The organism is Cupriavidus alkaliphilus, from assembly GCF_900094595.1.
In the GTDB taxonomy this organism is placed as follows: Bacteria; Pseudomonadota; Gammaproteobacteria; order Burkholderiales; family Burkholderiaceae; genus Cupriavidus; species Cupriavidus alkaliphilus.
Window position 1 is genome coordinate 147,017 of the sequence record NZ_FMAD01000001.1, and the last position, 23,382, is coordinate 170,398.

The window sequence follows — 23,382 nt, forward strand, 5'->3', positions numbered from 1 at the left end:
TTGTTTTGAGACGAAGCGCAAAACGATAGCACGCAGCGGGTAAAATTGCCGAAAGCGACATATGCTGCAGGGATGAAAGGTTTTCACGCCGCTGCGGCCAACCGCGCCGGCCGAGTCCATCGGCCAAGATCGATCAGGATCGGCCTCGCGATGAGACGCCGGCGCCACCAGGACATTCCGATTACCCATGACTTTCACCGAGCAGCTTGCTGCCGCCTGGCAGCGCAACGATTCCCTCCTGTGCGTCGGGCTCGACCCTGATCCGCACAAGCTTCCTCTGTCCCTGACCGGGGCCGGCGGCGCCATCTTCTCCTTCTGCCGCGAGATCGTCGACGCCACCGCTGACCTGGTCTGCGCCTTCAAGCCGCAGATCGCCTACTTCCATTCGCAGCGCGCCGAAGACCAGCTCGAGCAGCTGATCCACTATATCCACGACGCTCACCCCGGCATCCCGGTGATCCTGGACGCCAAGCGCGGCGACATCGGCTCCACCGCCGAGCACTATGCGCTGGAAGCCTTCGAGCGCTACAAGGCCGATGCGGTCACGGTCAGCCCGTACATGGGCTTCGACTCGATGCAGCCCTATCTCGCCTATCCGGACCGCGGCGTGATCGTGCTGTGCCGCACCTCCAACCCGGGCGGTTCGGACGTGCAGTTCCTGCAGGTCGACGGCAAGCCGCTGTACCAGCTGGTGGCCGAGGCCGCGCGCGAGCGCTGGAACACCACCGGCCAGATGGGCCTGGTGGTCGGCGCGACCTTCCCCAACGAGATTGCGCGGGTGCGCCAGATCGTCGGCGACATGCCGCTGCTGATTCCCGGCATCGGCGCCCAGGGCGGCGACATCGAAGCCACGGTGAAGGCCGGGCGCACCGCCGACGGCACCGGCATGATGATCAATTCGTCGCGCGCCATCCTGTACGCCAGCCGCGAGAAGGACTTCGCGTCGGCGGCGCGCAACGTCGCGCTGCAGACGCGCGAGACCATCAACCGCTACCGCCACGGCTGACCGCCGCACGCGGCCCCAAAAAAAACCGCGCCGGCAGGCGCGGTTTTTTTTGGGGCTCGGGCTGCGCGGCGGCATTGCTTTCAGGCCTCGTTGCGCAGCAACTCCACCAATCCACGCATCGCGTGCTCGGCCGCCTGGCGCCGGATTTGCGCGCGGTCGCCAGGAAACCGCTGGGTCTCGACGACGGTGGTGATGCGGTTGCTCCAGCCAAAGCACACCATGCCCACGGGCTTTTCGGGGGTGCCGCCGTTCGGGCCGGCGACCCCGGTGATCGACAGCGACACCTGCGCGCGGCTGTTCAGCAGCGCCCCCTCCGCCATCGCGCGCGCAACCTCTTCGCTGACCGCGCCGTGATCGCGGATCAGCTTGGCCGGCACGCCCAGCATGGTCGACTTTGCCTCGTTGGAATACGTGACAAAGCCGCGCTCGAACCAGCCCGACGAGCCCGACACGTCGGTAATGGCGGCGGCGACCAGGCCGCCGGTGCAGGATTCGGCGGTGGCCAGCATCAGGGATTTGTCGGCTAGGGCGACGCCGGCCTGGATGGCGAGCTGGTCGAGCAGGCGGCTGACGGACATGATGGGTGCAGGGGTTGTTTTGGGGAATCAGTCTGGCGTTCGCCGCTCAGAACGAGCGCCACAGGGCAAACACCAGCAGCGTGTAGAACGCCGCGAAGATGTCGTCGAACATCACGCCGAAGCCGCCGCGCAGGCCCGGGCCTTTCAAGCTGCGGTCATAGTGGCCGATCGGCGCCGGCTTGGCGATATCGAACAGCCGGAACCACAGGAACGCGGCGAACTGGCCCCAGAAACCGGTCGGCATGACAAAGGCCAGCACCAGCCAGAATGCCACGATCTCGTCCCAGACCATGCTGCCGTGGTCGTGCACGCCCATGTCGCGCGCGGTGCGGGCGCACGCCCACAGGCCCAGCACGAAGCCGCCGCCGATGATCCACAGCCAGGTTGCGGGCTCGATCCACAGTGAAATCACCACGAACGAGAGCCAGGCGTAGAGCGTGCCGACGGTTCCGGGGCCGACCGGCGACAGGCCCGAGCCGAAGCCGAAGGCGATCAGGTGCGCCGGATGCGCGAGCATGAAACGCGCGCTCGGGCGCGTGACCTTGACGGTCTGGCCGGCTTCCAGGGTCAGGGCAGGGTCGCGCGGCGCGGCCCCGGGAGGGAAGGTGGACATCAAAATTGGCTCGTGTGATGCGGATACAGCTTATGGTTATGGCCGGCTTGCGCTGCGATGCATGCGGGACTCCCGTGCCCGCGCAGGCGCCGATGCCGGCATCATGACATGCCTGTGACCCCGTGTCAGGGGGCAGCGAAATGGTCGAAGCTGGCGCCCTCGTAGCGGGTCGGGTTGCCGGCGCGGTCGACCAGCCGCAGGCCGGGCTCGGGCGTGATCGCACCGACGCGCGTCAGCGGCAGCGCGAGCCGCTCGCCGATCGCCGCAATGGCGTCGCGGTGCCCGGAGGGCGCGGTGAAACACAGCTCATAGTCGTCGCCGCCTGCCAGCACGCATTCGCGCTGGATGGCGTCCGGCTGGCCCGCCAGCACTGCCGACCGGGGGAGCGCGTCGACATCGACCAGTGCGCCCACCTGCGAACGCGCCAGGATATGGCCGAGGTCGCCGATCAGGCCGTCGGAGATATCCAGTGCCGCATGCGCCACGCCGCGCAAGGCCATGCCCAGCGCCACGCGCGGCGTGGGTGTGTCCATGCGCGGCCGCACCTGGCTGAATTCGGGTTCGGGCAGCAGCCATTCGCCGCGGCAGTCGCCTAGCGCCAGCCGGGCGTCGCCCAGGGTACCGGAGATCCAGATATCGTCGCCCGGGCGCGCCGCATCGCGGCGCAGCGCCGCGCGCAGCGGCACGTCGCCGAATACCGTCAGCGACAGCGTCAGCGGCCCGCGCGTGGTGTCGCCCCCCACCAGTTCGCAGCCGTGTTCGTCGGCCAGTGCCAGCATGCCTGCGGCAAGTTCGGCCAGCCATTCGGGCTCGGCCTCGGGCAGCGCCAGCGCCAGCGTGAAGGCGCGGGGCTCGGCGCCCATGGCGGCCAGGTCCGACAGGTTCACCGCCAGCGCCTTGTGGCCGAGCGCGCGCGGCGCCACGTCCGGGAAGAAATGCCGGCCGCTGACCAGCATGTCGGTGCTGATGGCGAGATGATGGCCGGGACGGCCCTCGATCAGCGCGCAGTCGTCGCCCACGCCGAGTGCGGCCTTGCGGACCGGCCGCGTGAAGTAGCGGCGGATCAGGTCGAATTCGGAAAGCTGGGCGGGCTGGGCGTTGGGCATGGATCGAGCGGCTGCCCGGGTGGGCGGATGAGATGACGGCGGTTTTCCGGGGAGATCGTTGCCACTTGCCGGCAGATCCCGCAGCGGGCACGCGGCGTCAGCATGGGGCGCACCCGGCGTTTCAGCAAGATACTGCCGCGCATCACAGCCATGACCGCCATGCGCTGCGTCGCCTGGGCGCAGGGACGCTACGCTTGCTGGTGTTGCCCCCGAGGATGGGGCATATTGTACCGAATCGCAAAGGTGCCCCAAGCAAAAGGCTTATTGTGAAATAGTTTTTCACTATATAAAATGCTGGGTTCCAAAGGAAGAGAAGGGCGGACGCGTGGAGCCGGTCCGCCGATCGTCCCCGCCTTGTCAATGACGGCTCCACCGATTGGAAGATGCGCCGATGACCAGCCCACAGTCCCCGTCCCAAGACGATCTGAAACAGCAGCAGCGCGAGGCGCTGCGCAAAGCGGCGCTCGAGTATCACGAGTTTCCCACCCCCGGCAAGATCTCGGTCACGCCGACCAAGCCGCTGTCGAACCAGCGCGACCTGGCCCTGGCGTATTCGCCCGGTGTTGCCGCGGCCTGTGAAGAAATCGTGTCCGATCCGGCCAACTCGTTCCGCTATACCGCGCGTGGCAACCTGGTCGCGGTGATCACCAACGGCACCGCCGTGCTGGGCCTGGGCGACATTGGCGCCGCGGCCTCCAAGCCGGTGATGGAAGGCAAGGGCGGGCTGTTCAAGAAGTTTGCCGGTATCGACGTGTTCGATATCGAAATCGACGAGAAGGACCCGGAAAAGCTGGTCCAGATCATCGCCGCGCTGGAGCCCACCTTCGGCGGCATCAACCTGGAAGACATCAAGGCACCGGAGTGCTTCTACGTCGAGCGCAAGCTGCGCGAGAAGATGAAGATTCCCGTCTTCCACGACGACCAGCACGGCACCGCCATCGTGGTGGCCGCGGCCATCATCAACGGCCTGAAAGTGGTCGGCAAGGACATCAAGAAGGTCAAGCTGGTTGCCTCCGGCGCCGGCGCGGCCGCGCTGGCCTGCCTGGACCTGCTGGTCGACATCGGCCTGCCGATCGAGAACATCTGGGTGACCGACCTCGCCGGCGTGGTCTATGAGGGCCGCACCGAACTGATGGACCCGGAAAAGGCGCGCTTCTCGCAAAAGACCGACAAGCGCAAGCTGGGCGAAGTGATCGACGGCGCCGACATCTTCCTGGGCCTGTCCGCGGCGGGCGTGCTGAAGCAGGACATGGTCCAGCGCATGGCCGACAAGCCGCTGGTGCTGGCGCTGGCCAACCCGAATCCGGAAATCTCGCCGGAACTGGTCAAGGAAGTGCGCCCGGACGCGGTCATGGCCACCGGCCGTACCGACTACCCGAACCAGGTCAACAACGTCCTGTGCTTCCCGTTCATCTTCCGCGGTGCGCTGGACTGCGGCGCCACCACCATCACGCGCGAGATGGAAATCGCCGCGGCCAATGCGCTGGCCGAACTGGCGCGGCAGGAGCAGAGCGACATTGTCGCCACCGCCTACGGCATCCAGGATCTGTCGTTCGGTCCCGAATACCTGATCCCGAAGCCGTTCGACCCGCGCCTGATCGTCAAGGTGGCGCCGGCCGTGGCCGAAGCCGCGATGAAGTCGGGCGTGGCCGCGCGCCCGATCGAGGACATGGACGCGTACCGCCTGCAGCTGCAGCAGTTCGTCTACCACTCCGGCACGGTGATGAAGCCGATCTACGCCGCCGCGCGCAAGGTCGAGATGGAGAAGAAGCGCATCGTCTTCGCCGAGGGCGAGGAAGAGCGGGTGCTGCGCGCGGTGCAGGTGATCGTCGACGAAAAGCTGGCCAACCCGATCCTGATCGGCCGCCCGGCAGTGCTCCAGCACCGCATCGAGCGCTTCGGCCTGCGCCTGCGCGCCGGCGTGGACTTCACCGTGGTCAACCCGGAACACGACGAGCGCTTCCGCGACTATTCCGATGCCTACTACCGCATGATGGCCCGCCAGGGCATCACGCCGCAGTACGCCAAGCTGGAAATGCGCCGCCGCACCACGCTGATCGGCGCGATGCTGGTGCACAAGGGCGAGGCCGACGGCATGATCTGCGGCACCGTCAGCAACACCGCGGCGCACCTGCGCTATATCGACCAGGTGCTGGGCGGCACCAACAAGGTCTATGCGGCGATGAACGGCCTGGTGCTGCCGGGCCGCCAGATCTTCCTGGTGGACACCCACGTCAACGTCGACCCGAGCGCCGAGGAACTGGCCGCGATCACGCTGATGGCCGCCGAGGAGCTGAAGCGCTTCGGCATCGAACCCAAGGTCGGCCTGCTGTCGCATTCGAACTTTGGCTCGTCCGAGGCGCCGTCGGCGCGCAAGATGCGCGAAACCCTGGCCATCCTGCGCGAGCAGGCGCCGGAGCTGGAGATCGACGGCGAGATGCACGGCGACTGCGCGCTGGACCAGAAGCTGCGCGACCAGCTGGTGCCGGACGGCACGCTCAAGGGCGAAGCCAACCTGCTGGTGTGCCCGAATATCGACGCGGCCAATATCTCGTACAACCTGCTCAAGGTTGCCGCGGGCAACAATGTCGCGATCGGGCCGATCCTGCTGGGCGTGAAGGCGCCGGTGCACATCCTGACGCCGTCCGCAACGGTGCGCCGCATCGTCAACATGACGTCGCTGGTGGTGGTGGACGCCGCCGCCAAGCGCTAAGCCGGTCGCGCTGGCCCCGCGCGGGCCAGGGTGACGGAAAGCCGGGCTTGCCCGGCTTTTTTTATCGCCTGGCGATCCCGGTTAGTATGCGCACACATACGCTTAACATATTGAAACAATTGAAGAAATTGCGCTGCAACAGCGGCGGGATTGATTAATTGCGTGCATGCGCGTAACCTTACGCCTTTGATACAGGCGCTCGCCATGAGCGCCCCGGTGCGGCCGGCATTCCTCGCGCGACGCTTCAACCAGCGCAGAGGGGGCAGGCCAGGGTGGCCCGGACAGATCGTCTACCCAACCAGCGGCAGGCTCGATTTCCGGTTCAACCAAGACAAGCAACGTGGGTTTCCAAGTTTCTCCGATGCGGCACGCAACGCGCATGCTGGCCCGGTCCCTGACCGGCGCGGCGCTGGTGCTGGCCCTGGCGCAACCGACGCTGGCGCGCCAGGCGCAGACCGAAGGGCTGGGAACCATTGCAGTGCAGCAGTTGCCCAACGAAGCGCGGCAGACCCTGGAGCGCATCGAAGCCGGCGGCCCGTTCCCGTATGACAAGGACGGCTCGAGATTCGGCAACTACGAACGCATCCTGCCGCTAAAAGAACGCGGTTATTACCGCGAATACACGGTCAAGAGCGCCAGGAGCCGGAACCGGGGAGCCAAGCGGATCGTCTGCGGCGGGGAACAGCGCGCTGCCAACGATTGTTACTACACGGAAGATCACTACAACAGCTTCAAACGGATACTCAAATGATGACTGACATTTTCGGATTGGGCGACGCCCTTGCCGCCCGCGAAGAGCGCGGCGCCGGAGATGGCTGGCAGCGGGCTCAGCAGCAGGCCCAGAACCTATACGACAACGTGCTGATGATGCCGAGCCACGAGCTCATGCAAAAACTCCCGCCCGCGACCGCGCCCTTGGCCATGCCCGCCGGTCCCGGTTGGAACGACGGCACCAGCGAGGGGGCCATGAACCTGTTCAAGACGGTGCGTCCGAACATCGTCCAGTCGATCCGCGCCTTCCGCGTGCCGGAACTGGCCCAGGCCGCGGCCGATCTCGGCCAGCATTTCCTCTATGCCAATTGCGCGCATTGCGCGAGCAAGGCGGAGATCCTGGAAACCATCGCCACCTCGTTCACCTTCCCCAAGCATTTCGGCAAGAATTTCGACGCGCTGGCCGACTGCCTGACCGACATGATCTACAAGGCCGGCCCGCAGCCGGGTTTCGTGATCGTTCTGGAAGGGCTGCCGATCGCGCAGAAGTTCGACAAGGAAGCGCGCGAGGTGCTGCTCGACGTGTTCCGCGACGCCGCCGAATTCTGGGGCGAGCGCAAGGTGCAGTTCCGCGTGTTCTATTCGTTCGCCTGACCGCGCTGACTGCCGTTCCCCGGCATACCAGGCAAAAAGCCCGCTGATGCGGGCTTTTTGCTTGTTGAGGCAGGTGCCGCGCTTATTCCTGCGCCGGCAGGTGGCCATGCGGCGTGAGCCGGTCGATCAGCTCCGGCAGGCCTTCGCTCAACTGCGCCGCCACATCGTCCTGCGACATGCCGGTGCTCTGCGCCAGCGACTGCAGCGCGCCGGTGTCGTTCAGCGCATCGTTCAGCGCCGACGGCGTGACCGGCTGGTTGGGGCCGCTGCCGATCCATGAGTTGACCTGTTCGCCGAGCCCGGCCTGCGCCAGGATCTGCTGCAGCGCGCCGATGCCGCCGGCGGCCGCGCCCAGTGCCTGGCTGTTGGCCGGCGCGCCGCCCTGGCCGCCCAGCAGGCCGCCGAGCAGCGAGCCCAGGTCGAGGCCGCCGGTCGCGCCGCCCGGTGCGGTGCCGGCGCTGGCGCCGCCGCCGCCGAGCATGCCGCCCAGCAGCCCGCCGAGGCTACCCAGCCCGCCCAGGCCATCATCGGACGCGGCCGCCCCGCCGGCGGCATCGCCGCCTTGCGCGCGGCTGCGCATGGCCAGCGTTGCCAGCAGGCCGAGCGCTATCATCAGCTTGGGGTCGAGCCCGCCCGCCTGGCCGCTCTCTCCGCGCGCGCCGCCGAGCTGTCCGAGCACACCGCCCAGCACGCTATCGAGTAGTCCCATGGTCGACTCCTTTCAGTCAGGGTTGCAAGGTGACACAGGGCCGGGGTGGCCCCGTCGTCAGAATCCGCCCAGCAAGGCGTTCAGGGTTGCCAGGCATGCAAGCCCGGCGGTTTCCGTGCGCAGGATGCGCGGGCCGAGCGACACGCCGGTGAAACCGGCCTGCAGCGCGGCCTGTTCTTCCTCGGGAGCCAGGCCGCCTTCCGGGCCGATCAGCAAGGTGACGCCGTCGGCCAGCAGCGCCTCGCGCCGTTCTGCCACCAGCGCCGGCAGCGCTTGCGCGGCACGCGGCGATACCAGCAGCCTGGTGCCGCCGTTGCCGGACCGGTCTGCGCGCGCCAGCCACGTATCCAAGTTAGTGACCTCCGCCACCGCCGGCAAACGATTTCGACCGCATTGCTCGCAGGCGGCCTGGACCAGGGCCTGCCAGTGCGCCTGGCGCTTCTGCGCGCGCTCGCCGGACAGGCGCACCACCGAGCGGCTGGCCTGCAGCGGCTGGATCGCCGCGACGCCGAGTTCGACCGCTTTCTCGATCAGCCAGTCCATCTTGTCGCCGCCGGCCAGGCCCTGTGCCAGCGTGACGCGGAAGGGCGGCTCGGCCTCGGCGGCGTCATGCGCGCCGATGCGCGCCAGCGCGTGGCGCTTGCCCAGTTCGACCAGCGTGGCGGCGTGGCTGCCGCCGCGGCCGTCGAACAGGGTGATGGCGTCGCCCGGCGCCAGGCGCAGCACCTGCGCGTGGCGCACCACCGGTTCGGGCAGCGGGAAATCCGAATCGGCGGCCAGCACGGTGTCTGCGCCGCCGACAAAAAATCGTGGCGCCATCAGCTTGCCTGGCCTGCCTGGCTGGCTTGATTCAGCGGCTTGCCGAAGCCCCAGCGGTAGCCGTCGGGATCCTCGACCATGCAGTAGCGGTCGCCCCAGAACTGGTCGGCGGGCGCCATCAGGCTGACCGCGCCGGCCTCGACCGCGCGCTGGTGCATGGCGTCGACATCGTCGCAATAGACATAGAAGGTTTGCGGGCACTCCACGCCCAGCGAGCGCGGCGTGCGCGCGGTGCTGCCCCACGCGCCCTCGGGCGCGAACATCACCACCAGCTGACCCTGGTAGTGCATCTCGGCGTGGGTGGGGACGCCGTTCTCGTCGACCACGTTGCCGGGGGTGAAGCCGAAGGCGGCGCTATAGAAGTCCAGCGCGGCGCGGCCGTTGGCGACGGTCAGGTAGGGGGTGAGCCAGGGGGTGTTGGCCGGTCTGGTCATGATCGTCTCCTGGTTGCGGGAAACCCGGCGCGGCGGCGTGCCGCGCGGTGCGAGAGTGCATCTTACGCGTGCCGCGCTACGCTGTCGAAGTGCCGCGCCACCGTCCGCGGCAGGGCGCCGGGGTGAAGCATCAGGCATGCCGGAGCCCGGATAGTTCCGGTTGCCGGCATGCGGCAGTGCAGGGGGCCCGCGATGATCGCCCGGACTCGGCCGAGGGGGCGCAGGGAGTCCGGAAAACCCCCTAGCTTCTGCTAAAATTGCGGTTTTCCTGCCGCCAAGGCTCACGCCGAATCCGCCCGCATGTCCGCCCTTGCCCATCCCGCCACAAGTCCCTTTGCTTCCCAGCCCGCCAAGCTGATGGCCGACGCCATCCGCGTGCTTGCCATGGACGCCGTCCAGCAGGCCAATTCCGGCCACCCCGGTGCGCCGATGGGCATGGCAGACATCGCCGTGGCGCTGTGGGGCCGGCACCTGAAGCACAACCCGAGCAACCCGCAGTGGGCCGACCGCGACCGCTTCGTGCTGTCCAACGGCCACGGCTCGATGCTGATCTACGCGCTGCTGCACCTGACCGGCTATGACCTGCCGATCGAAGAGCTGAAGAACTTCCGCCAGCTGCACAGCAAGACCGCCGGCCACCCCGAATACGGCATCACCCCGGGCGTGGAAACCACCACCGGCCCGCTCGGCCAGGGCATCACCAACGCGGTCGGCATGGCGCTCGCCGAGCGCCTGCTGGGCGAGGAATTCAACCGCCCGGGCTTCGACATCGTCGACCACTACACCTATGTGTTCCTAGGCGACGGCTGCCTGATGGAAGGCATCTCGCACGAAGCCTGCTCGCTGGCCGGCACGCTCAAGCTGAACAAGCTGATTGCGCTGTGGGACGACAACGGCATCTCGATCGACGGGGACGTGGTGCACTGGTTCAACGACGACACCCCGAAGCGCTTCGAAGCCTACGGCTGGAACGTGATCCGCGGCATCGACGGCCACGACGTGGTCGCGGTCGACAACGCCATCGCGCAGGCCAAGGCCAGCGACAAGCCGACCCTGATCTGCTGCCGCACCAAGATCGGCAAGGGCGCGCCCAACAAGGAAGGCGGCCACGACGTGCACGGCGCCCCGCTGGGCGGCGCCGAAGTGCTGGCCACGCGCGAGGCGCTGGGCTGGGCCCATGCCCCGTTCGAAGTGCCGGCCGCGGTCTATGACGCCTGGGACGCCAAGGCCAACGGCCAGGCGCTGGAGCGTGCCTGGAACGCGCTGTTCGAATCGTATGCCGAGCGCCACCCGTACGAGGCCGGTGAGTTCACCCGCCGCATGAAGGGCGAACTGCCGGGCGCGTTCGATGCCGCCGTCGAAGCCTTTATCGCCAAGTGCGAGGAAAAGGCCGAGACCATCGCCACCCGCAAGGCCAGCCAGAACACCATCGAGGCCTTCGGCCCGGTGCTGCCCGAGTTCCTCGGCGGCTCGGCCGACCTGACCGGCTCGAACCTGACCAACTGGTCGGGCAGCAAGGCGGTGCGCGTCGACGCCTGGGGCAACCACATCAACTACGGTGTGCGCGAGTTCGGCATGAGCGCCATCATGAACGGCATCACGCTGCATGGCGGCTACATCCCCTACGGCGCGACCTTCCTGACGTTCTCGGACTACAGCCGCAATGCGCTGCGCATGGCGGCGCTGATGAAGATCCGCTCGCTGTTCGTGTTCACCCATGACTCGATCGGCCTGGGCGAAGACGGCCCGACCCACCAGTCGATCGAGCACGTCGCCAGCCTGCGCCTGATTCCCAACCTGGACGTCTGGCGTACCGCCGACACCACCGAGACCGCCGTGGCCTGGGCCGAGGCGATCCGCCGCGAGAATGGCCCGAGCTGCCTGATCTTCAGCCGCCAGAACCTGCCGTTCCAGCAACGCGATGACGTCACCCGCGCCAATATCGCGCGCGGCGGCTACGTGCTGCGCGACAGCGTCAATGCCAAGACGGGCCGTCCGGACGCCGTGATCCTGGCCACCGGCTCCGAAGTGGGCCTGGCCGTTGGCGCCGCCGATGCGCTGGCCGCCGAAGGCGTGCACGTGCGCGTGGTGTCGATTCCCGCGACCACCGTGTTCGACAAGCAGGACACCGCCTACAAGGCCAGCGTGCTGCCGGCCGGCGTGCCGCGCGTGGCGGTCGAGGCGGGCGTGACGGACTTCTGGTGGAAGTACCAGGTCCAGGCGGTGGTGGGCATCGACACCTTCGGTGAATCAGCCCCGGCCGGCGTGCTGTTCAAGCACTTCGGCTTTACTGTCGACAACGTCGTGCGTACGGTGAAAGACACCCTTATCTAAGCATCCGGGCGCTCGAGCCGCGCGGTGCGCCGCGCGGCAGAGGCGGCGCCCACCGGTTTCCATCGATCCTCAGGAGAGACAGTCATGACCATCAAGATCGGCATCAACGGCTTCGGCCGCATCGGACGCATGGTGTTCCGCGCCGCCGCCGCCAACTTCAAGGACATCGAAGTCGTTGCCATCAACGACCTGCTCGAGCCCGACTACCTGGCCTACATGCTGAAGTACGACTCGGTGCACGGCCGCTTCGACGGCGAAGTGTCGGTCGACGGCAACACCCTGGTCGTCAACGGCAAGAAGATCCGCCTGACCGCCGTCAAGGATCCGGCTGAGCTCAAGTGGGGCGAAGTCGGCGCCGACGTGGTGATCGAGTCGACCGGCATCTTCCTGACCAAGGAAGGCGCGCAGAAGCACATCGACGCGGGCGCCAAGAAGGTGATCATGTCGGCCCCGTCCAAGGACGACACCCCGATGTTCGTGTACGGCGTGAACCACGACACATACAAGGGCGAGGCGATCATCTCCAACGCCAGCTGCACCACCAACTGCCTGGCCCCGGTGGCCAAGGTGCTGAACGACAAGTGGGGCATCAAGCGCGGCCTGATGACCACCGTGCACGCCGCCACCGCCACGCAGAAGACCGTCGACGGCCCGTCCAACAAGGACTGGCGCGGCGGCCGCGGCATCCTGGAAAACATCATCCCGTCGTCGACCGGCGCCGCCAAGGCCGTCGGCGTGGTGATTCCGCAGCTGAACAAGAAGCTGACCGGCATGTCGTTCCGCGTGCCGACCTCGGACGTGTCGGTGGTCGACCTGACCGTCGAGCTGGAAAAGTCCGCTTCGTACGAAGAAATCTGCGCCGAGATGAAGGCCCAGAGCGAAGGCGCGCTGAAGGGCGTGCTGGGCTACACCGAAGACAAGGTGGTTGCCACGGACTTCCGCGGCGATGCCCGCACCTCGATCTTCGACGCCGAAGCCGGCATCGCGCTGGACGGCACCTTCATCAAGGTCGTGAGCTGGTACGACAACGAGTGGGGCTACTCGAACAAGTGCCTGGAAATGGCACGCGTGGTGGCCAAGTAATTCGCGCCTGCCGCACTCGGGAAACGCGCCTGCGGGCGCGTTTTTCTTTTTTCAGGCAGGATGCTGATCTGCTGCCGCGGCTGAAATAGTTGCGTCAGAAAAGAATGATAAAAGTGGAACCCTAAGGTCGAGGATAGCTACGGCGAAGTGCTGGTTGCGACGCCGCCAATGTACGCATCTACGATCAATTGCGGCGAAATCGCGCAATTTTTCGGAGTTATGCCATGGGCAGCCGTTTCAGAAATGCCGAATTTGCTTTCCGAGCCTGATTTTTCCTCTTACACTGTTAAGACGCTGTTGAAATCTGATGTGCAGCCAGTGCAAGTGGTGGGGCCATCTTAGCTGTGAAAAATCTGACCGGGGGCCTGATCATGGTGAACGTAGACACAAAGCTTCTAGTGATCTTCACCGAGCTGCTGAGCAAGCGTAATGCCACCTACGTGGCTGAGAAGATGCACATGACCGCGCCGGCGGTCTCGCATTCGCTGGGCAGGCTGCGCGAAATCTTTGACGATCCACTCTTTATCCGCGTCCCGCACGGGCTGACGCCGACGCCGCGCGCGCTCGAGCTGGGCCCGAAGATCCGCGACATGCTGGACCTGTGGTCGTCCATCAACGAGGGCGACGCGGACAACTTCGATCCGGCCACCGCCACCGGCACGCTGAACATCGGCTTTGCCGCGGAACTGGGCGATACGGTGTTCAACCGTTTCGTACTGCGCATCAAGGCGCTGGCGCCGGACCTGCATATCAAGCTGGTCGAGTCCCATTCGTGGGAAACCGACGTGGCGTCGATGCGCGCCAATGAACTCGACCTGGCCTTCTCGCCGTTCCCGACCCGCCATCCGGAAATCGTCGAGGAAATGGTGACGTCGCTGAACCTGTGGGTGTGCGCGCGCAAGGACCATCCGGTGCTGAAGGGCCACTGCACGCTGGAGCAATACCTGGACTGCGGCCATATCTTCATGGCGCATTCCGGTGGTTCCGGCCGCCCGGCGCCTTCGCTGATCCCGCTCGACTACGCGCTGCAGCAGCGCGGCCTGAAGCGCAACGCCTCGCTGACGGTGCATTCGTGGCGCGCCCAGGCCGAACTGGCTTCGCAGACGGACATGATCTTCACCGTCAACGCACTGACCAAGGACATGGCCTGCGAAACGTACGGCCTGAAGGCCTTCCCGCTGCCGGCGGAGCTGAATACCACGCTGGGCCTGAACATGTTCTGGCACCGCAGCCGCAATACCCACCCGATGCTGGTGTGGGCGCGCGGCCTGTTCCGCCAGGTAGTGGGCGAGTTCGTCGGCCTGCCGCCGGCACGCCCGGCACGGGTGGTGAGCGAGCAGGACCTGCAGGACCTGCAGGCGCGCTGACCCTCGGCGGCAGCAAGCCACCAACAAAAAAACCGGCGCCTGGCGCCGGTTTTTTTGTTGCCCGTCTGCGCTCCGGCAACGGAGCGAGCGGTTGCTTATCGTTTGGGTCTGTGGGGACAGTTTGTTTTTGTGCAGTTGCCGTACAGCGACAACGCGTGTTCCTGCAGGGTGAAGCCGCGCTCGCGCGCAATGCTTTGCTGGCGCTGCTCGATCTCGGAATCGAAGAATTCCTCGACCCGGCCGCAATCCAGGCACACCAGGTGGTCGTGGTGTTTGCCTTCGTTGAGCTCGAAGATCGCCTTGCCGGACTCGAAGTTGTTGCGCGACAGCAGGCCGGCCTGCTCGAACTGGGTCAGCACGCGGTAGACGGTGGCCAGGCCGATATCCATATGCTCGTTGAGCAGGATGCGGTAGACGTCTTCCGCGCTCAGGTGACGCTGTTCGCTGGTCTGAAAAATTTCAAGAATCTTCAGCCTGGGCACGGTCGCCTTCAGGCCGATATTCTTGAGGTCCGCCGGACTCGGCATGTGGGTGACTCCCTAGAGTACAATGTCTGGATAGTTGAATCATAAGGGTTTTGGCAGCAAAAGTCGCTCGTGCCGACGATGTCCAGAGGTCGGCGTCGCGTGCCCGGCAAGCTTGCCGACCCATGTGGTTGCGGCGGCAGATGCCATCCGCTCGTGTGGTGCAATCGGCGCATTTTGCGCCGTTTTCATGCCTGCGCAGCCCGCTCTCTGCCGCGTTACTTTTTCTTTCCCTCCGGAAACGAGATCCATGCGTTCTATCCGTTCGTCCGCCATGCGTCCGACGCTGGTTGTCTCCCTGCTGGCCGCGGCCCTGCTGGCCGGCGCCTGCTCGGCCTACGATTCCACTTCGCGCAAGGTAGCCAACGCCATCACGCCGTACCGGATCAACATCGTGCAGGGTAACTTCGTCTCGCGCGAAGCCGCTTCGCAGCTGCGCGAGGGCATGACCCGCGACCAGGTCAAGTTCCTGCTCGGCACGCCGCTGCTGACCGACGTGTTCCACGCCAACCGCTGGGATTATGTGTTTTCGTTCCGCCGCGGCAATACCTCGGTGGTGCAGCAGCGCCGCTACACGGTGTTCTTCGACGGCGACCGCCTGGTCAAGTTTGGCGGCGACGAACTGCCGTCCGAGTATGAGCTGATTGCCGAGATCGACGGCATGAAGAAGGCGCTCAAGGAGCAGACGCCGGGCAAGATCTCCACCAGCGCAGCCGCGGCCCCGGCCGAGCAGCAGACCACGGTCGAGAACTTCGTGCCGCGGCAGGCACAGCAGCCGGAAGCGCCCGGCGCTTCCGCACAACCGGCGCAGGCGGCGCAGCCCGCCGCCGAAGCGTCGGCTCCGGCCCAGGCCACCGCGCCTGCCGACGCGCCCAAGCCCGCCGCCAACTGATCGATCACGCGCGCCGGCCGCGGCGCGCTGCCGGTTTTCCGGGCCGGCCAGGCATGGCCGGCTCGTTCCTCTTTCGCGCACCGCGCATATTCCGCAGAGCCAGACACCATGAACATCGCCATCGCAGGCGCATCGGGCCGCATGGGCCGCATGCTGATTGAACAAGTGCTGAACACCGAGGGCGTGAAGCTGTCGGGCGCGCTCGACGTGCCGGGTGCGCCGGCGCTCGGCCAGGACGCGGGCCTGTTTCTGGGACGCAACACCGGCGTGGCGATCACGGCTGACGTGGAAGCCGGGCTGGCCGGCGCGGACTGCCTGATCGACTTCACCCGTCCGGAAGGCACGCTGGCGCACCTGGCCGCGGCGAAGAAGCTGGGCGTCAAGATGGTGGTCGGCACCACCGGCTTCGACGAGGCCGGCAAGGCCGCGCTGGCCGAGGCCGCCAAATCGATCGGCATCGTCTTTGCGGCCAACTTCAGCGTAGGCGTCAATGCCACCTTCAAGCTGCTCGAAGTGGCGGCCAAGCTGCTGTCGAGCGGCTATGACATCGAGGTGATCGAGGCCCACCACCGCTTCAAGGTCGACGCCCCGTCGGGCACCGCGCTGAAGATGGGCGAAGTGATTGCCGATGCGCTGGGCCGCGACCTGAAGACCTGCGGCGTCTTCGCCCGCGAAGGCCATACCGGCGAGCGCGATCCCGGTTCGATCGGCTTTGCCACCATCCGCGGCGGCGACATCGTCGGCGACCACACCGTGATGTTCGCCGGCATCGGCGAGCGCATCGAGATCAGCCACAAGTCGTCGAGCCGCCAGTCGTATGCCGACGGTGCGGTGCGCTCGGCCCGTTACCTGGCCGACAAGCCGAACGGGCTGTTCGACATGCAGGACGTGCTGGGCCTGAAGTAAGGGCCCCCGGGGCGGCCAGCGCTGCCGCCACGGTTATAATCGTTTGCTTTAGCATTGCACGCCGGGCGGGCGCCCAGACTGGCGCCGGCCGCTTTCCTTCGAACGAATCTTCCCGGATGCCGGCAGGCCAGTTGCCGCGCAGACGCTGTCCTGACCGCTGTCCCGACCATGCAAGACAAATACCTTCCTTCCGCCGTTGAACAAGCCGCCCAGCAGCACTGGCAAGCCATCGACGCCTATCGCGTGTCGGAGCATGCGGCGGGGCCCGACGGCAAGGAAAAGCCCAAGTTCTACGCCTGCTCGATGCTGCCGTATCCGTCGGGCAAGCTGCACATGGGCCACGTGCGCAACTACACCATCAACGACGTGATGGCGCGCTACCTGCGCATGAACGGCAACAACGTGCTGATGCCGATGGGCTGGGACGCGTTCGGCATGCCGGCGGAAAACGCCGCGCTGAACAACGGCGTGGCGCCGGCCGCCTGGACCTACGACAACATCGCTTACATGAAGAAGCAGATGCAGTCGATGGGCCTGGCGATCGACTGGTCGCGCGAGGTGGCCACCTGCAGCCCGGACTACTACCGCTGGAACCAGTGGCTGTTCCTGAAGATGCTGGAGAAGGGCATCGCCTACCGCAAGACCGGCACCGTCAACTGGGACCCGGTCGACCAGACCGTGCTGGCCAACGAGCAGGTCATCGACGGCCGCGGCTGGCGCTCGGGCGCGGTGGTCGAAAAGCGCGAGATCCCGATGTACTACCTGCGCATCACTGACTATGCGCAGGAACTGCTGGGCGACCTGGACCAGCTGGGCTGGCCTGAGCGCGTCAAGGTGATGCAGCAGAACTGGATCGGCAAGAGCGTGGGCGTGCGCTTTGCCTTCACCCATGACATCCCGGGCGAAGATGGCAAGCCGATCAACGACGGCAAGCTCTACGTCTTCACCACGCGCGCCGACACCATCATGGGCGTGACCTTCTGCGCGGTCGCCGCCGAGCACCCGCTGGCCACGCACGCCGCGCTGAACAATCCCGAACTGGCTGCCTTCATCGACGAATGCAAGCACGGCTCGGTCATGGAAGCCGACATGGCGACCATGGAGAAGAAGGGCATGCCGACCGGGCTGCAGGTGGTGCATCCCCTCACCGGCGCCAAGGTCGACGTGTGGGTCGGCAACTACGTGCTGATGAGCTACGGCGACGGCGCCGTGATGGGCGTGCCGGCGCACGACGAGCGCGATTTCGCCTTCGCCAACAAGTACCAGCTGCCGATCAGGCAAGTGATCGACGTCAAGGGCCAGCCGTACTCGACCGAAGCCTGGCAGGAATGGTACGGCGACAAGGAGCACGGCACCTGCATCCACAGCGGCAAGTATGACGGCCTCGGCTACCAGGCCGCGGTGGAAGCCATCGCCGCCGACCTGGCCGCGATGGGCCTGGGCGAGAAGAAGACCACCTGGCGCCTGCGCGACTGGGGCATCTCGCGCCAGCGCTACTGGGGCACGCCGATCCCGCTGATCCATTGCGACAGCTGTGGCGTGGTGCCGGTGCCCGAGCAGGACCTGCCGGTGGTGCTGCCCGAAGACCTGGTGCCGGACGGCACCGGCAACCCGCTGGCCAAGGACCCCCGCTTCCTGCAGTGCACCTGCCCGTCGTGCGGCAAGCCCGCGCGCCGCGAGACCGACACGATGGATACCTTCATCGATTCGTGCTGGTACTACATGCGCTATACCTGCCCGGACGCGGCCACCATGGTCGATGCCCGCAACGACTACTGGATGCCGATGGACCAGTACATCGGCGGCATCGAGCACGCGATCCTGCACCTGCTGTACGCGCGCTTCTGGACCAAGGTCATGCGCGACCTGGGCCTGGTCAAGTTCGACGAGCCGTTCACCAACCTGCTGACCCAGGGCATGGTGCTCAACGAGACCTACTACCGCGAAGACGCCGCCGGCAAGAAGACCTGGTACAACCCGGCCGAGGTCGACCTGCAGACCGACGAGCGCGGCCGCCCGGTGGGCGCCACGCTGCTCGCCGACGGCCGCCCGGTGGTGATCGGCGGGGTCGAGAAGATGTCGAAGTCCAAGAACAACGGCATCGACCCGCAGGCGCTGATCGACCAGTACGGCGCCGACACCGCGCGCCTGTTCGTGATGTTCGCCGCGCCGCCCGAGCAGCAGCTGGAGTGGAGCGGTTCGGGCGTGGAGGGCGCGTCGCGCTTCCTGCGCCGTGTGTGGAACTACGGCTATGCCAACGCCGCCGCCATCCGCGACGGTGCCGCCGGCGCGCCGGGCGCGGACGATGCCGAGCTGCGCCGCGAGATCCACGGCGTGCTCAAGCAGGCCAACTACGACTACCAGCGCATCCAGTACAACACCGTGGTGTCCGCCACCATGAAGATGCTGAACGCGCTGGACGACGCCAAGACCGCGTCGCCGGCGGCGCGCCGCGAGTGCTTCGGCATCCTGCTGCGCGTGCTGTACCCGGTGGTGCCGCACATCACCCACGGCCTGTGGGAGCAGCTGGGCTATGCCGCCGAGGCCGGCGACCTGCTCGACGCCCCCTGGCCGCAGGTCGATGAAGCCGCGCTGGTGCGCAGCGAAATCGAACTGGTGCTGCAGATCAACGGCAAGGTGCGCGGCAGCATCACCGTGCCCGCCGACGCCGACCGCGCCGCGATCGAGGCCACCGCCGCCGCCAGCGACACCGTGGCCAAGTTTGCCGAAGGCAAGGCGCCGAAGAAGATCGTGGTGGTGCCTGGCCGCCTGGTCAACGTGGTGCTTTGACAGCGCGGTCCGCCCGCCGGAACCTGACAGAGGAATCGCCAACCATGAAGCGACTGAACCTGGGACGCCGCAAGCTGCTTGCGGCCCTGCTGGCAGTGCCGGCCACGGGCCTGCTGGCCGGCTGCGGCTTCCATCTGCGCGGCAATTCGGACTTCGCCTTCAAGCGGCTCTATATCGGGATTCCGCCCAACTCGCTGATGGGCGCGGACCTGCGCCGCGCCATCCGCGGCGGCTCCGACACCCAGGTGGTGGCCGACCAGAAAGAGGCCGACGCGCTGCTGGATGTGCTGCAGGACACCCGCACCAAGTCCATCCTGTCGATCACGACCGAGGGCGTGGTGCGCGAATACCGCCTGACCCAGCGCTTCACCTTCCGCCTGCGCGACCCCGCCGGCAAGGAACTGATCGCGCCGTCGCAACTGGTGCTGACGCGCGACCTGACCTACAACGAAGCCAATACGCTGGCCAAGGACTACGAAGAGCAGCAGTTGTACCGCGACATGCAGCGCGACATCGTGCAGCAGCTGATGCGCCGGCTGGCAGCGGTCAAGGCTATTTGACGCACGCATGCAGCTCAAGCTCGACGGGCTCGACGCGCACCTGAAGCAGGCCAAGGCCAAGGGCCTGGCGCCGCTGTACGTGGTGCATGGCGACGAGCACCTGCTGGTGCTCGAAGCGGTCGACCGCCTGCGCGCGGCGGCGCGCGAAGCCGGCTTCTCCGAACGCGAGGTGCTGGTGGCCGAGCGCGGCTTCCACTGGGGCCGGCTGGTCGAGGCGCAGCAGTCGATGTCGCTGTTCGGCGACCGCAAGATCGTCGAGCTGCGCATCCCCTCGGGCAAGCCCGGCAAGGACGGCGGCGAGGCGCTGCGCGCCGTGGCCGCGCAGCCCTCGCCCGACGTGGTGATGCTGGTGACGCTGCCGCGGCTGGATTTTGCCGCAGCGAAGTCGGCGTGGTTCCAGGCGCTGGAAGGCGCCGGCGTGTCGATCAAGGTCGACACCGTGGACCGCACCCGCTTGCCGGCGTGGGTCGGCGAGCGGCTGGCGCTGCAGCAGCAGCGCGTGCAGGGTGGCGAGCCGGGCCGGCGCGCGCTGCAGTTCATCGCCGACAAGGTCGAAGGCAACCTGCTGGCGGCGCACCAGGAAATCCAGAAGCTGGGGCTGCTGTACCCGCCCGGCGAACTGGGCTTCGACCAGGTCCACGATGCGGTGCTGAACGTGGCCCGCTACGATGTCTTCAAGCTGTCGGAATCGATGCTCTCGGGCGACGTGCCGCGGCTGGTGCGCATGCTCGAAGGGCTGCGCGGCGAGGGCGAGGCCACGGTGCTGGTGCTGTGGGCGCTGACCGAGGAAATTCGCGTATTATCCAAGGTCCGGCAAGGGCTGGCGGGCGGCAAGCCGGCGGGCGTGCTGATGCGCGAACTGCGCGTCTGGGGCCCGCGCGAGCGGCTGGTGCCGCAGGCCGCGCAGCGCCTGTCGCAGCCGCGGCTGGAAGCGGCCCTGGCGCTGGCCGCGCGGCTGGACCGCCAGGTCAAGGGCCTGCAGGACCTGCCCCCGCCAGGCGCCGCGCCGCTGCCGGCCGAGCCGTGGGACGGCTTGCAGCAACTGGCGCTGATGATTGCGCGCTGAGCGTTTGCTCCCGGAAGATTTGCTCTCCTCTCCCGCGCGCGAGGGGAGGAACACACACTGACGGCCTTTCCCCCGGCCACTGACATGACCGAGTTCGACCTCAACCAATACATGGACCGCGTCGGCCGCCAGGCCCGCGCCGCGTCGCGCGCGATGGCGCGTGCCTCCACCGCCGACAAAAACCGTGCGCTGCTGACCATTGCCGCGGCGATCCGCCGCGATGCCGACAAGCTCAAGGCCGTCAACGCGCGCGACCTCGAGCGCGCCCGCGCCAACGGCCAGGACGCCGCCTTCGTCGACCGCCTGACGCTGTCGGACAAGGCCATCGACACCATGGCGGCGGGCCTGGAGCAGATCGCCGCGCTGGCCGACCCGATCGGCGAGATCTCGAACATGAAGTTCCGCCCGACCGGCATCCAGGTGGGCCAGATGCGCGTGCCGCTGGGCGTGATCGGCATCATCTACGAGTCGCGCCCCAACGTGACCATCGACGCCGCCGCGTTGTGCCTGAAGTCGGGCAACGCCACCATCCTGCGCGGCGGGTCCGAGGCGATCGAATCCAACACCGCGCTGGCCGCGCTGGTGGCCGAGGGCCTGTCCGCGGCCGGCCTGCCGTCCGAGGCGGTGCAGGTGATCGAGACCACCGACCGCGCCGCGGTGGGCCGGCTGATCACCATGACCGAGTACGTCGACGTGATCGTGCCGCGTGGCGGCAAGAGCCTGATCGCGCGGCTGATGGAAGAAGCGCGCGTGCCGATGATCAAGCACCTGGACGGCATCTGCCACGTCTATATCGACGCCGAGGCCGACCTCGACAAGGCCGTGCGCGTCTGCGACAACGCCAAGACCCAGCGCTACGCGCCGTGCAACACCATGGAGACGCTGCTGGTATCGCAAGATATCGCCGCCGCCGCGCTGCCACCGCTGTGCCGCATCTACCAGCAGAAGGGCGTCGAGCTGCGCGTATGCCCGGCCACCCGCGCCACGCTGGAAGCGGCGGGCTTCGGCAGCCTGGTCGATGCCACCGAGGAAGACTGGCGCCTGGAATACCTGGCGCCGATCCTGGCCATCAAGACCGTTGCCGGCCTGGATGAAGCGATCGCGCATATCAACGAATACGGCTCGCACCATACCGACTCGATCATTACCGAGAACTACTCGGCGGGCATGCGCTTTATCCGCGAGGTCGATTCGGCCAGCGTGATGGTCAATGCCTCGACCCGCTTCGCCGATGGCTTCGAGTACGGCCTGGGCGCGGAGATCGGCATCTCCAACGACAAGCTGCATGCGCGCGGCCCGGTCGGGCTGGAGGGGCTGACCTCGCTCAAGTACGTGGTGTTCGGGCACGGCGAGATCCGGACCTGACCCAAGCGCCGCCAACAACAAGAACCGTCCACTGCCGACCGCCTGCCGATGCTCTGGATCAAAGCGCTGCATATCGTCTTCGTCGTTTCGTGGTTTGCCGGCCTGTTCTACCTGCCGCGCATTTTCGTCAACCTGGCGATGGAGACCGACGCCGCCAGCACGCAGCGCCTGTTGCTGATGGCGCGCAAGCTGTTCCGCTTCATGACCATGCTGGCGGTGCCGGCGTTGGTGTTCGGGCTGTGGCTGTACCTGGGCTACGGCATCGGCCGCGGCGCCGGGCAGGGCTGGATGCATGCCAAGCTGGCGCTGGTGCTGGTGCTGATCGGCTACCACCACGGCTGCGGCGTGCTGCTGCGCAAGTTCGAGGCGGGGCGCAACGCGCGCTCGCACAAGTTCTATCGCTGGTTCAACGAGCTGCCGGTGCTGGTGCTGCTGGCGGTGGTGATCCTGGTGGTGGTCAAGCCGTTCTGAGGCTGGGCGCCTTTCGCCCCGCCTTTCGCCTATACATTGCTGCCTATTTCGTCGCGGAAACCAAAATGAGCAAGCTGGTCGACTATTACCTGACGCCGCAATCGCCGTACGTCTACATGGGCCATGCCCGTTTCAGCGCCATCGCCGAGCGCCACGGCGCGCAGGTGAACCTGAAGCCGTGCGACCTCGGCAAGGTGTTCTCGGTCTCGGGCGGGCTGCCGTTGGCGCAGCGCCCGCCGCAGCGGCAGGCATACCGGCTGGTGGAGCTCAAGCGCTGGAGCGCGTTCCTGAACCTTCCGCTGAACCTGGAACCGACCTTCTTCCCGGTGTCGGGCGATGCCGCCAGCAAGCTGATCATTGCCGCGCAACTGGCGCACGGCACCGCGCGCGCGATGGCGCTGACCGGCGCGATCTGCGCCGCGGTGTGGGCGCAGCAGCGCAATATCGCCGATGCCGCCACGCTGGCGCAGATCGCCGACGAAGCCGGCCTGGATGGTGCCGGCCTGCTCAAGGCCAGCGAGGCGCAGTCGGTGCAGGCCGCCTATGCCCAGAACACGCAGGAGGCGATCTCGGCCGGCGTGTTCGGCGCGCCGTGGTACGTGTTCGACGGCGAGCCGTTCTGGGGCCAGGACCGCCTCGACTTTCTCGACCGCGCACTGGCCGCGGCTTGACCTAAGCTAC

General features: G+C 66.9%; 23 protein-coding genes. 15 read left to right on the forward strand and 8 right to left on the reverse strand.

Going from position 1 to position 23,382, the window contains the following annotated elements; genetic code table 11:
- Positions 1-187: 187 nt before the first annotated feature.
- Complete coding sequence (gene pyrF, locus GA0116996_RS00685) at positions 188-1,006, forward strand: orotidine-5'-phosphate decarboxylase (protein ID WP_092306386.1); 819 nt, start codon at positions 188-190, stop codon at positions 1,004-1,006.
- An 80-nt stretch (positions 1,007-1,086) separates the two neighbouring features.
- Here the strand turns inward: pyrF and GA0116996_RS00690 are convergent, their stop codons facing one another.
- The 3 genes from GA0116996_RS00690 to thiL all read right to left on the reverse strand — a co-directional run bounded on the left by GA0116996_RS00690 (position 1,087) and on the right by thiL (position 3,303).
- On the reverse strand, positions 1,087-1,584 hold the full coding sequence (locus GA0116996_RS00690; RefSeq protein WP_092306388.1) for a CinA family protein: 498 nt from the start codon (positions 1,582-1,584) through the stop codon (positions 1,087-1,089).
- 46 nt (positions 1,585-1,630) lie between these two features.
- Positions 1,631-2,197, reverse strand: a complete 567-nt coding sequence (locus GA0116996_RS00695) for a phosphatidylglycerophosphatase A family protein (RefSeq protein WP_092306390.1) — start codon at positions 2,195-2,197, stop codon at positions 1,631-1,633.
- 125 nt (positions 2,198-2,322) lie between these two features.
- Positions 2,323-3,303 (reverse strand): thiamine-phosphate kinase, encoded by a 981-nt coding sequence (gene thiL / locus GA0116996_RS00700; protein WP_092306391.1) that lies wholly within the window; start codon positions 3,301-3,303, stop codon positions 2,323-2,325.
- Positions 3,304-3,694: 391 nt separating this feature from the next.
- On the opposite strand from thiL, the gene GA0116996_RS00705 reads away from it, so the two are divergent.
- The 3 genes from GA0116996_RS00705 to GA0116996_RS00715 all read left to right on the forward strand — a co-directional run bounded on the left by GA0116996_RS00705 (position 3,695) and on the right by GA0116996_RS00715 (position 7,381).
- Positions 3,695-6,016 (forward strand): NADP-dependent malic enzyme, encoded by a 2,322-nt coding sequence (locus GA0116996_RS00705; protein ID WP_092306393.1) that lies wholly within the window; start codon positions 3,695-3,697, stop codon positions 6,014-6,016.
- Between the two features lie 379 nt (positions 6,017-6,395).
- Positions 6,396-6,767 (forward strand): guanyl-specific ribonuclease, encoded by a 372-nt coding sequence (locus tag GA0116996_RS00710; RefSeq protein WP_062801716.1) that lies wholly within the window; start codon positions 6,396-6,398, stop codon positions 6,765-6,767.
- Entirely contained in the window at positions 6,764-7,381 is a 618-nt protein-coding gene (locus GA0116996_RS00715; protein ID WP_092306395.1) for a barstar family protein, read from the forward strand. The genes GA0116996_RS00710 and GA0116996_RS00715 overlap by 4 nt, the downstream gene beginning before the upstream one ends.
- An 82-nt stretch (positions 7,382-7,463) precedes the next feature.
- On the opposite strand, the gene GA0116996_RS00720 is transcribed toward GA0116996_RS00715, so the two are convergent.
- From GA0116996_RS00720 to GA0116996_RS00730, 3 genes are read right to left on the reverse strand one after another with little or no spacing between them, the layout of a single operon-like run.
- Positions 7,464-8,090 carry a YidB family protein gene (locus GA0116996_RS00720; RefSeq protein ID WP_092306397.1) on the reverse strand — a complete coding sequence of 209 codons (627 nt, stop codon included), beginning with the start codon at positions 8,088-8,090 and terminating at the stop codon, positions 7,464-7,466.
- Between the two features lie 57 nt (positions 8,091-8,147).
- The gene (locus tag GA0116996_RS00725) at positions 8,148-8,909 is read right to left on the reverse strand and encodes a 16S rRNA (uracil(1498)-N(3))-methyltransferase (RefSeq protein ID WP_092306399.1); all 762 of its coding nucleotides are present in this window, start codon (positions 8,907-8,909) and stop codon (positions 8,148-8,150) included.
- Positions 8,909-9,343 carry a VOC family protein gene (locus GA0116996_RS00730; protein ID WP_092306400.1) on the reverse strand — a complete coding sequence of 145 codons (435 nt, stop codon included), beginning with the start codon at positions 9,341-9,343 and terminating at the stop codon, positions 8,909-8,911. Before GA0116996_RS00730 ends, GA0116996_RS00725 begins: the two co-directional genes overlap by 1 nt.
- Before the next feature lie 300 nt (positions 9,344-9,643).
- Between GA0116996_RS00730 and tkt the strand changes: the two genes are divergently transcribed.
- The 3 genes from tkt to GA0116996_RS00745 all read left to right on the forward strand — a co-directional run bounded on the left by tkt (position 9,644) and on the right by GA0116996_RS00745 (position 14,127).
- Positions 9,644-11,677, forward strand: coding sequence for a transketolase (gene tkt / locus GA0116996_RS00735; protein ID WP_183298368.1), 2,034 nt, complete (start codon positions 9,644-9,646; stop codon positions 11,675-11,677).
- A gap of 84 nt (positions 11,678-11,761) precedes the next feature.
- Positions 11,762-12,760 (forward strand): type I glyceraldehyde-3-phosphate dehydrogenase, encoded by a 999-nt coding sequence (gene gap, locus GA0116996_RS00740; protein ID WP_092306404.1) that lies wholly within the window; start codon positions 11,762-11,764, stop codon positions 12,758-12,760.
- 371 nt (positions 12,761-13,131) lie between these two features.
- Positions 13,132-14,127 carry a LysR family transcriptional regulator gene (locus GA0116996_RS00745; RefSeq protein ID WP_092307326.1) on the forward strand — a complete coding sequence of 332 codons (996 nt, stop codon included), beginning with the start codon at positions 13,132-13,134 and terminating at the stop codon, positions 14,125-14,127.
- A 95-nt stretch (positions 14,128-14,222) separates the two neighbouring features.
- Here GA0116996_RS00745 and fur read toward each other — a convergent pair whose 3' ends face one another.
- On the reverse strand, positions 14,223-14,654 hold the full coding sequence (gene fur, locus GA0116996_RS00750) for a ferric iron uptake transcriptional regulator (RefSeq protein WP_012353845.1): 432 nt from the start codon (positions 14,652-14,654) through the stop codon (positions 14,223-14,225).
- Positions 14,655-14,693: 39 nt separating this feature from the next.
- Positions 14,694-14,903, reverse strand: a complete 210-nt coding sequence (locus GA0116996_RS27905; protein WP_133250508.1) for a hypothetical protein — start codon at positions 14,901-14,903, stop codon at positions 14,694-14,696.
- On the opposite strand from GA0116996_RS27905, the gene GA0116996_RS00755 reads away from it, so the two are divergent.
- The 8 genes from GA0116996_RS00755 to GA0116996_RS00790 all read left to right on the forward strand — a co-directional run bounded on the left by GA0116996_RS00755 (position 14,902) and on the right by GA0116996_RS00790 (position 23,372).
- Positions 14,902-15,543 (forward strand): outer membrane protein assembly factor BamE, encoded by a 642-nt coding sequence (locus GA0116996_RS00755; protein ID WP_092306407.1) that lies wholly within the window; start codon positions 14,902-14,904, stop codon positions 15,541-15,543. The genes GA0116996_RS27905 and GA0116996_RS00755 overlap by 2 nt on opposite strands.
- Positions 15,544-15,651: 108 nt before the next feature.
- The gene (gene dapB / locus GA0116996_RS00760; protein ID WP_092306409.1) at positions 15,652-16,449 is read left to right on the forward strand and encodes a 4-hydroxy-tetrahydrodipicolinate reductase; all 798 of its coding nucleotides are present in this window, start codon (positions 15,652-15,654) and stop codon (positions 16,447-16,449) included.
- 168 nt (positions 16,450-16,617) lie between these two features.
- Positions 16,618-19,239: a leucine--tRNA ligase gene (gene leuS, locus GA0116996_RS00765; RefSeq protein WP_092306410.1), complete on the forward strand. Its 2,622-nt coding sequence runs from the start codon at positions 16,618-16,620 to the stop codon at positions 19,237-19,239.
- Positions 19,240-19,283: 44 nt separating this feature from the next.
- A complete protein-coding gene (locus GA0116996_RS00770; protein WP_062801706.1) occupies positions 19,284-19,799 on the forward strand; it encodes an LPS-assembly lipoprotein LptE in 516 nt (171 codons plus the stop codon).
- 7 nt (positions 19,800-19,806) lie between these two features.
- A complete protein-coding gene (gene holA, locus GA0116996_RS00775) occupies positions 19,807-20,865 on the forward strand; it encodes a DNA polymerase III subunit delta (RefSeq protein WP_092306412.1) in 1,059 nt (352 codons plus the stop codon).
- A gap of 84 nt (positions 20,866-20,949) precedes the next feature.
- Positions 20,950-22,230, forward strand: a complete 1,281-nt coding sequence (locus tag GA0116996_RS00780; RefSeq protein ID WP_092306414.1) for a glutamate-5-semialdehyde dehydrogenase — start codon at positions 20,950-20,952, stop codon at positions 22,228-22,230.
- A gap of 48 nt (positions 22,231-22,278) precedes the next feature.
- Entirely contained in the window at positions 22,279-22,701 is a 423-nt protein-coding gene (locus GA0116996_RS00785) for a CopD family protein (RefSeq protein WP_092306416.1), read from the forward strand.
- A 65-nt stretch (positions 22,702-22,766) separates the two neighbouring features.
- Entirely contained in the window at positions 22,767-23,372 is a 606-nt protein-coding gene (locus GA0116996_RS00790) for a 2-hydroxychromene-2-carboxylate isomerase (protein ID WP_092306418.1), read from the forward strand.
- Positions 23,373-23,382 lie beyond the last annotated feature (10 nt).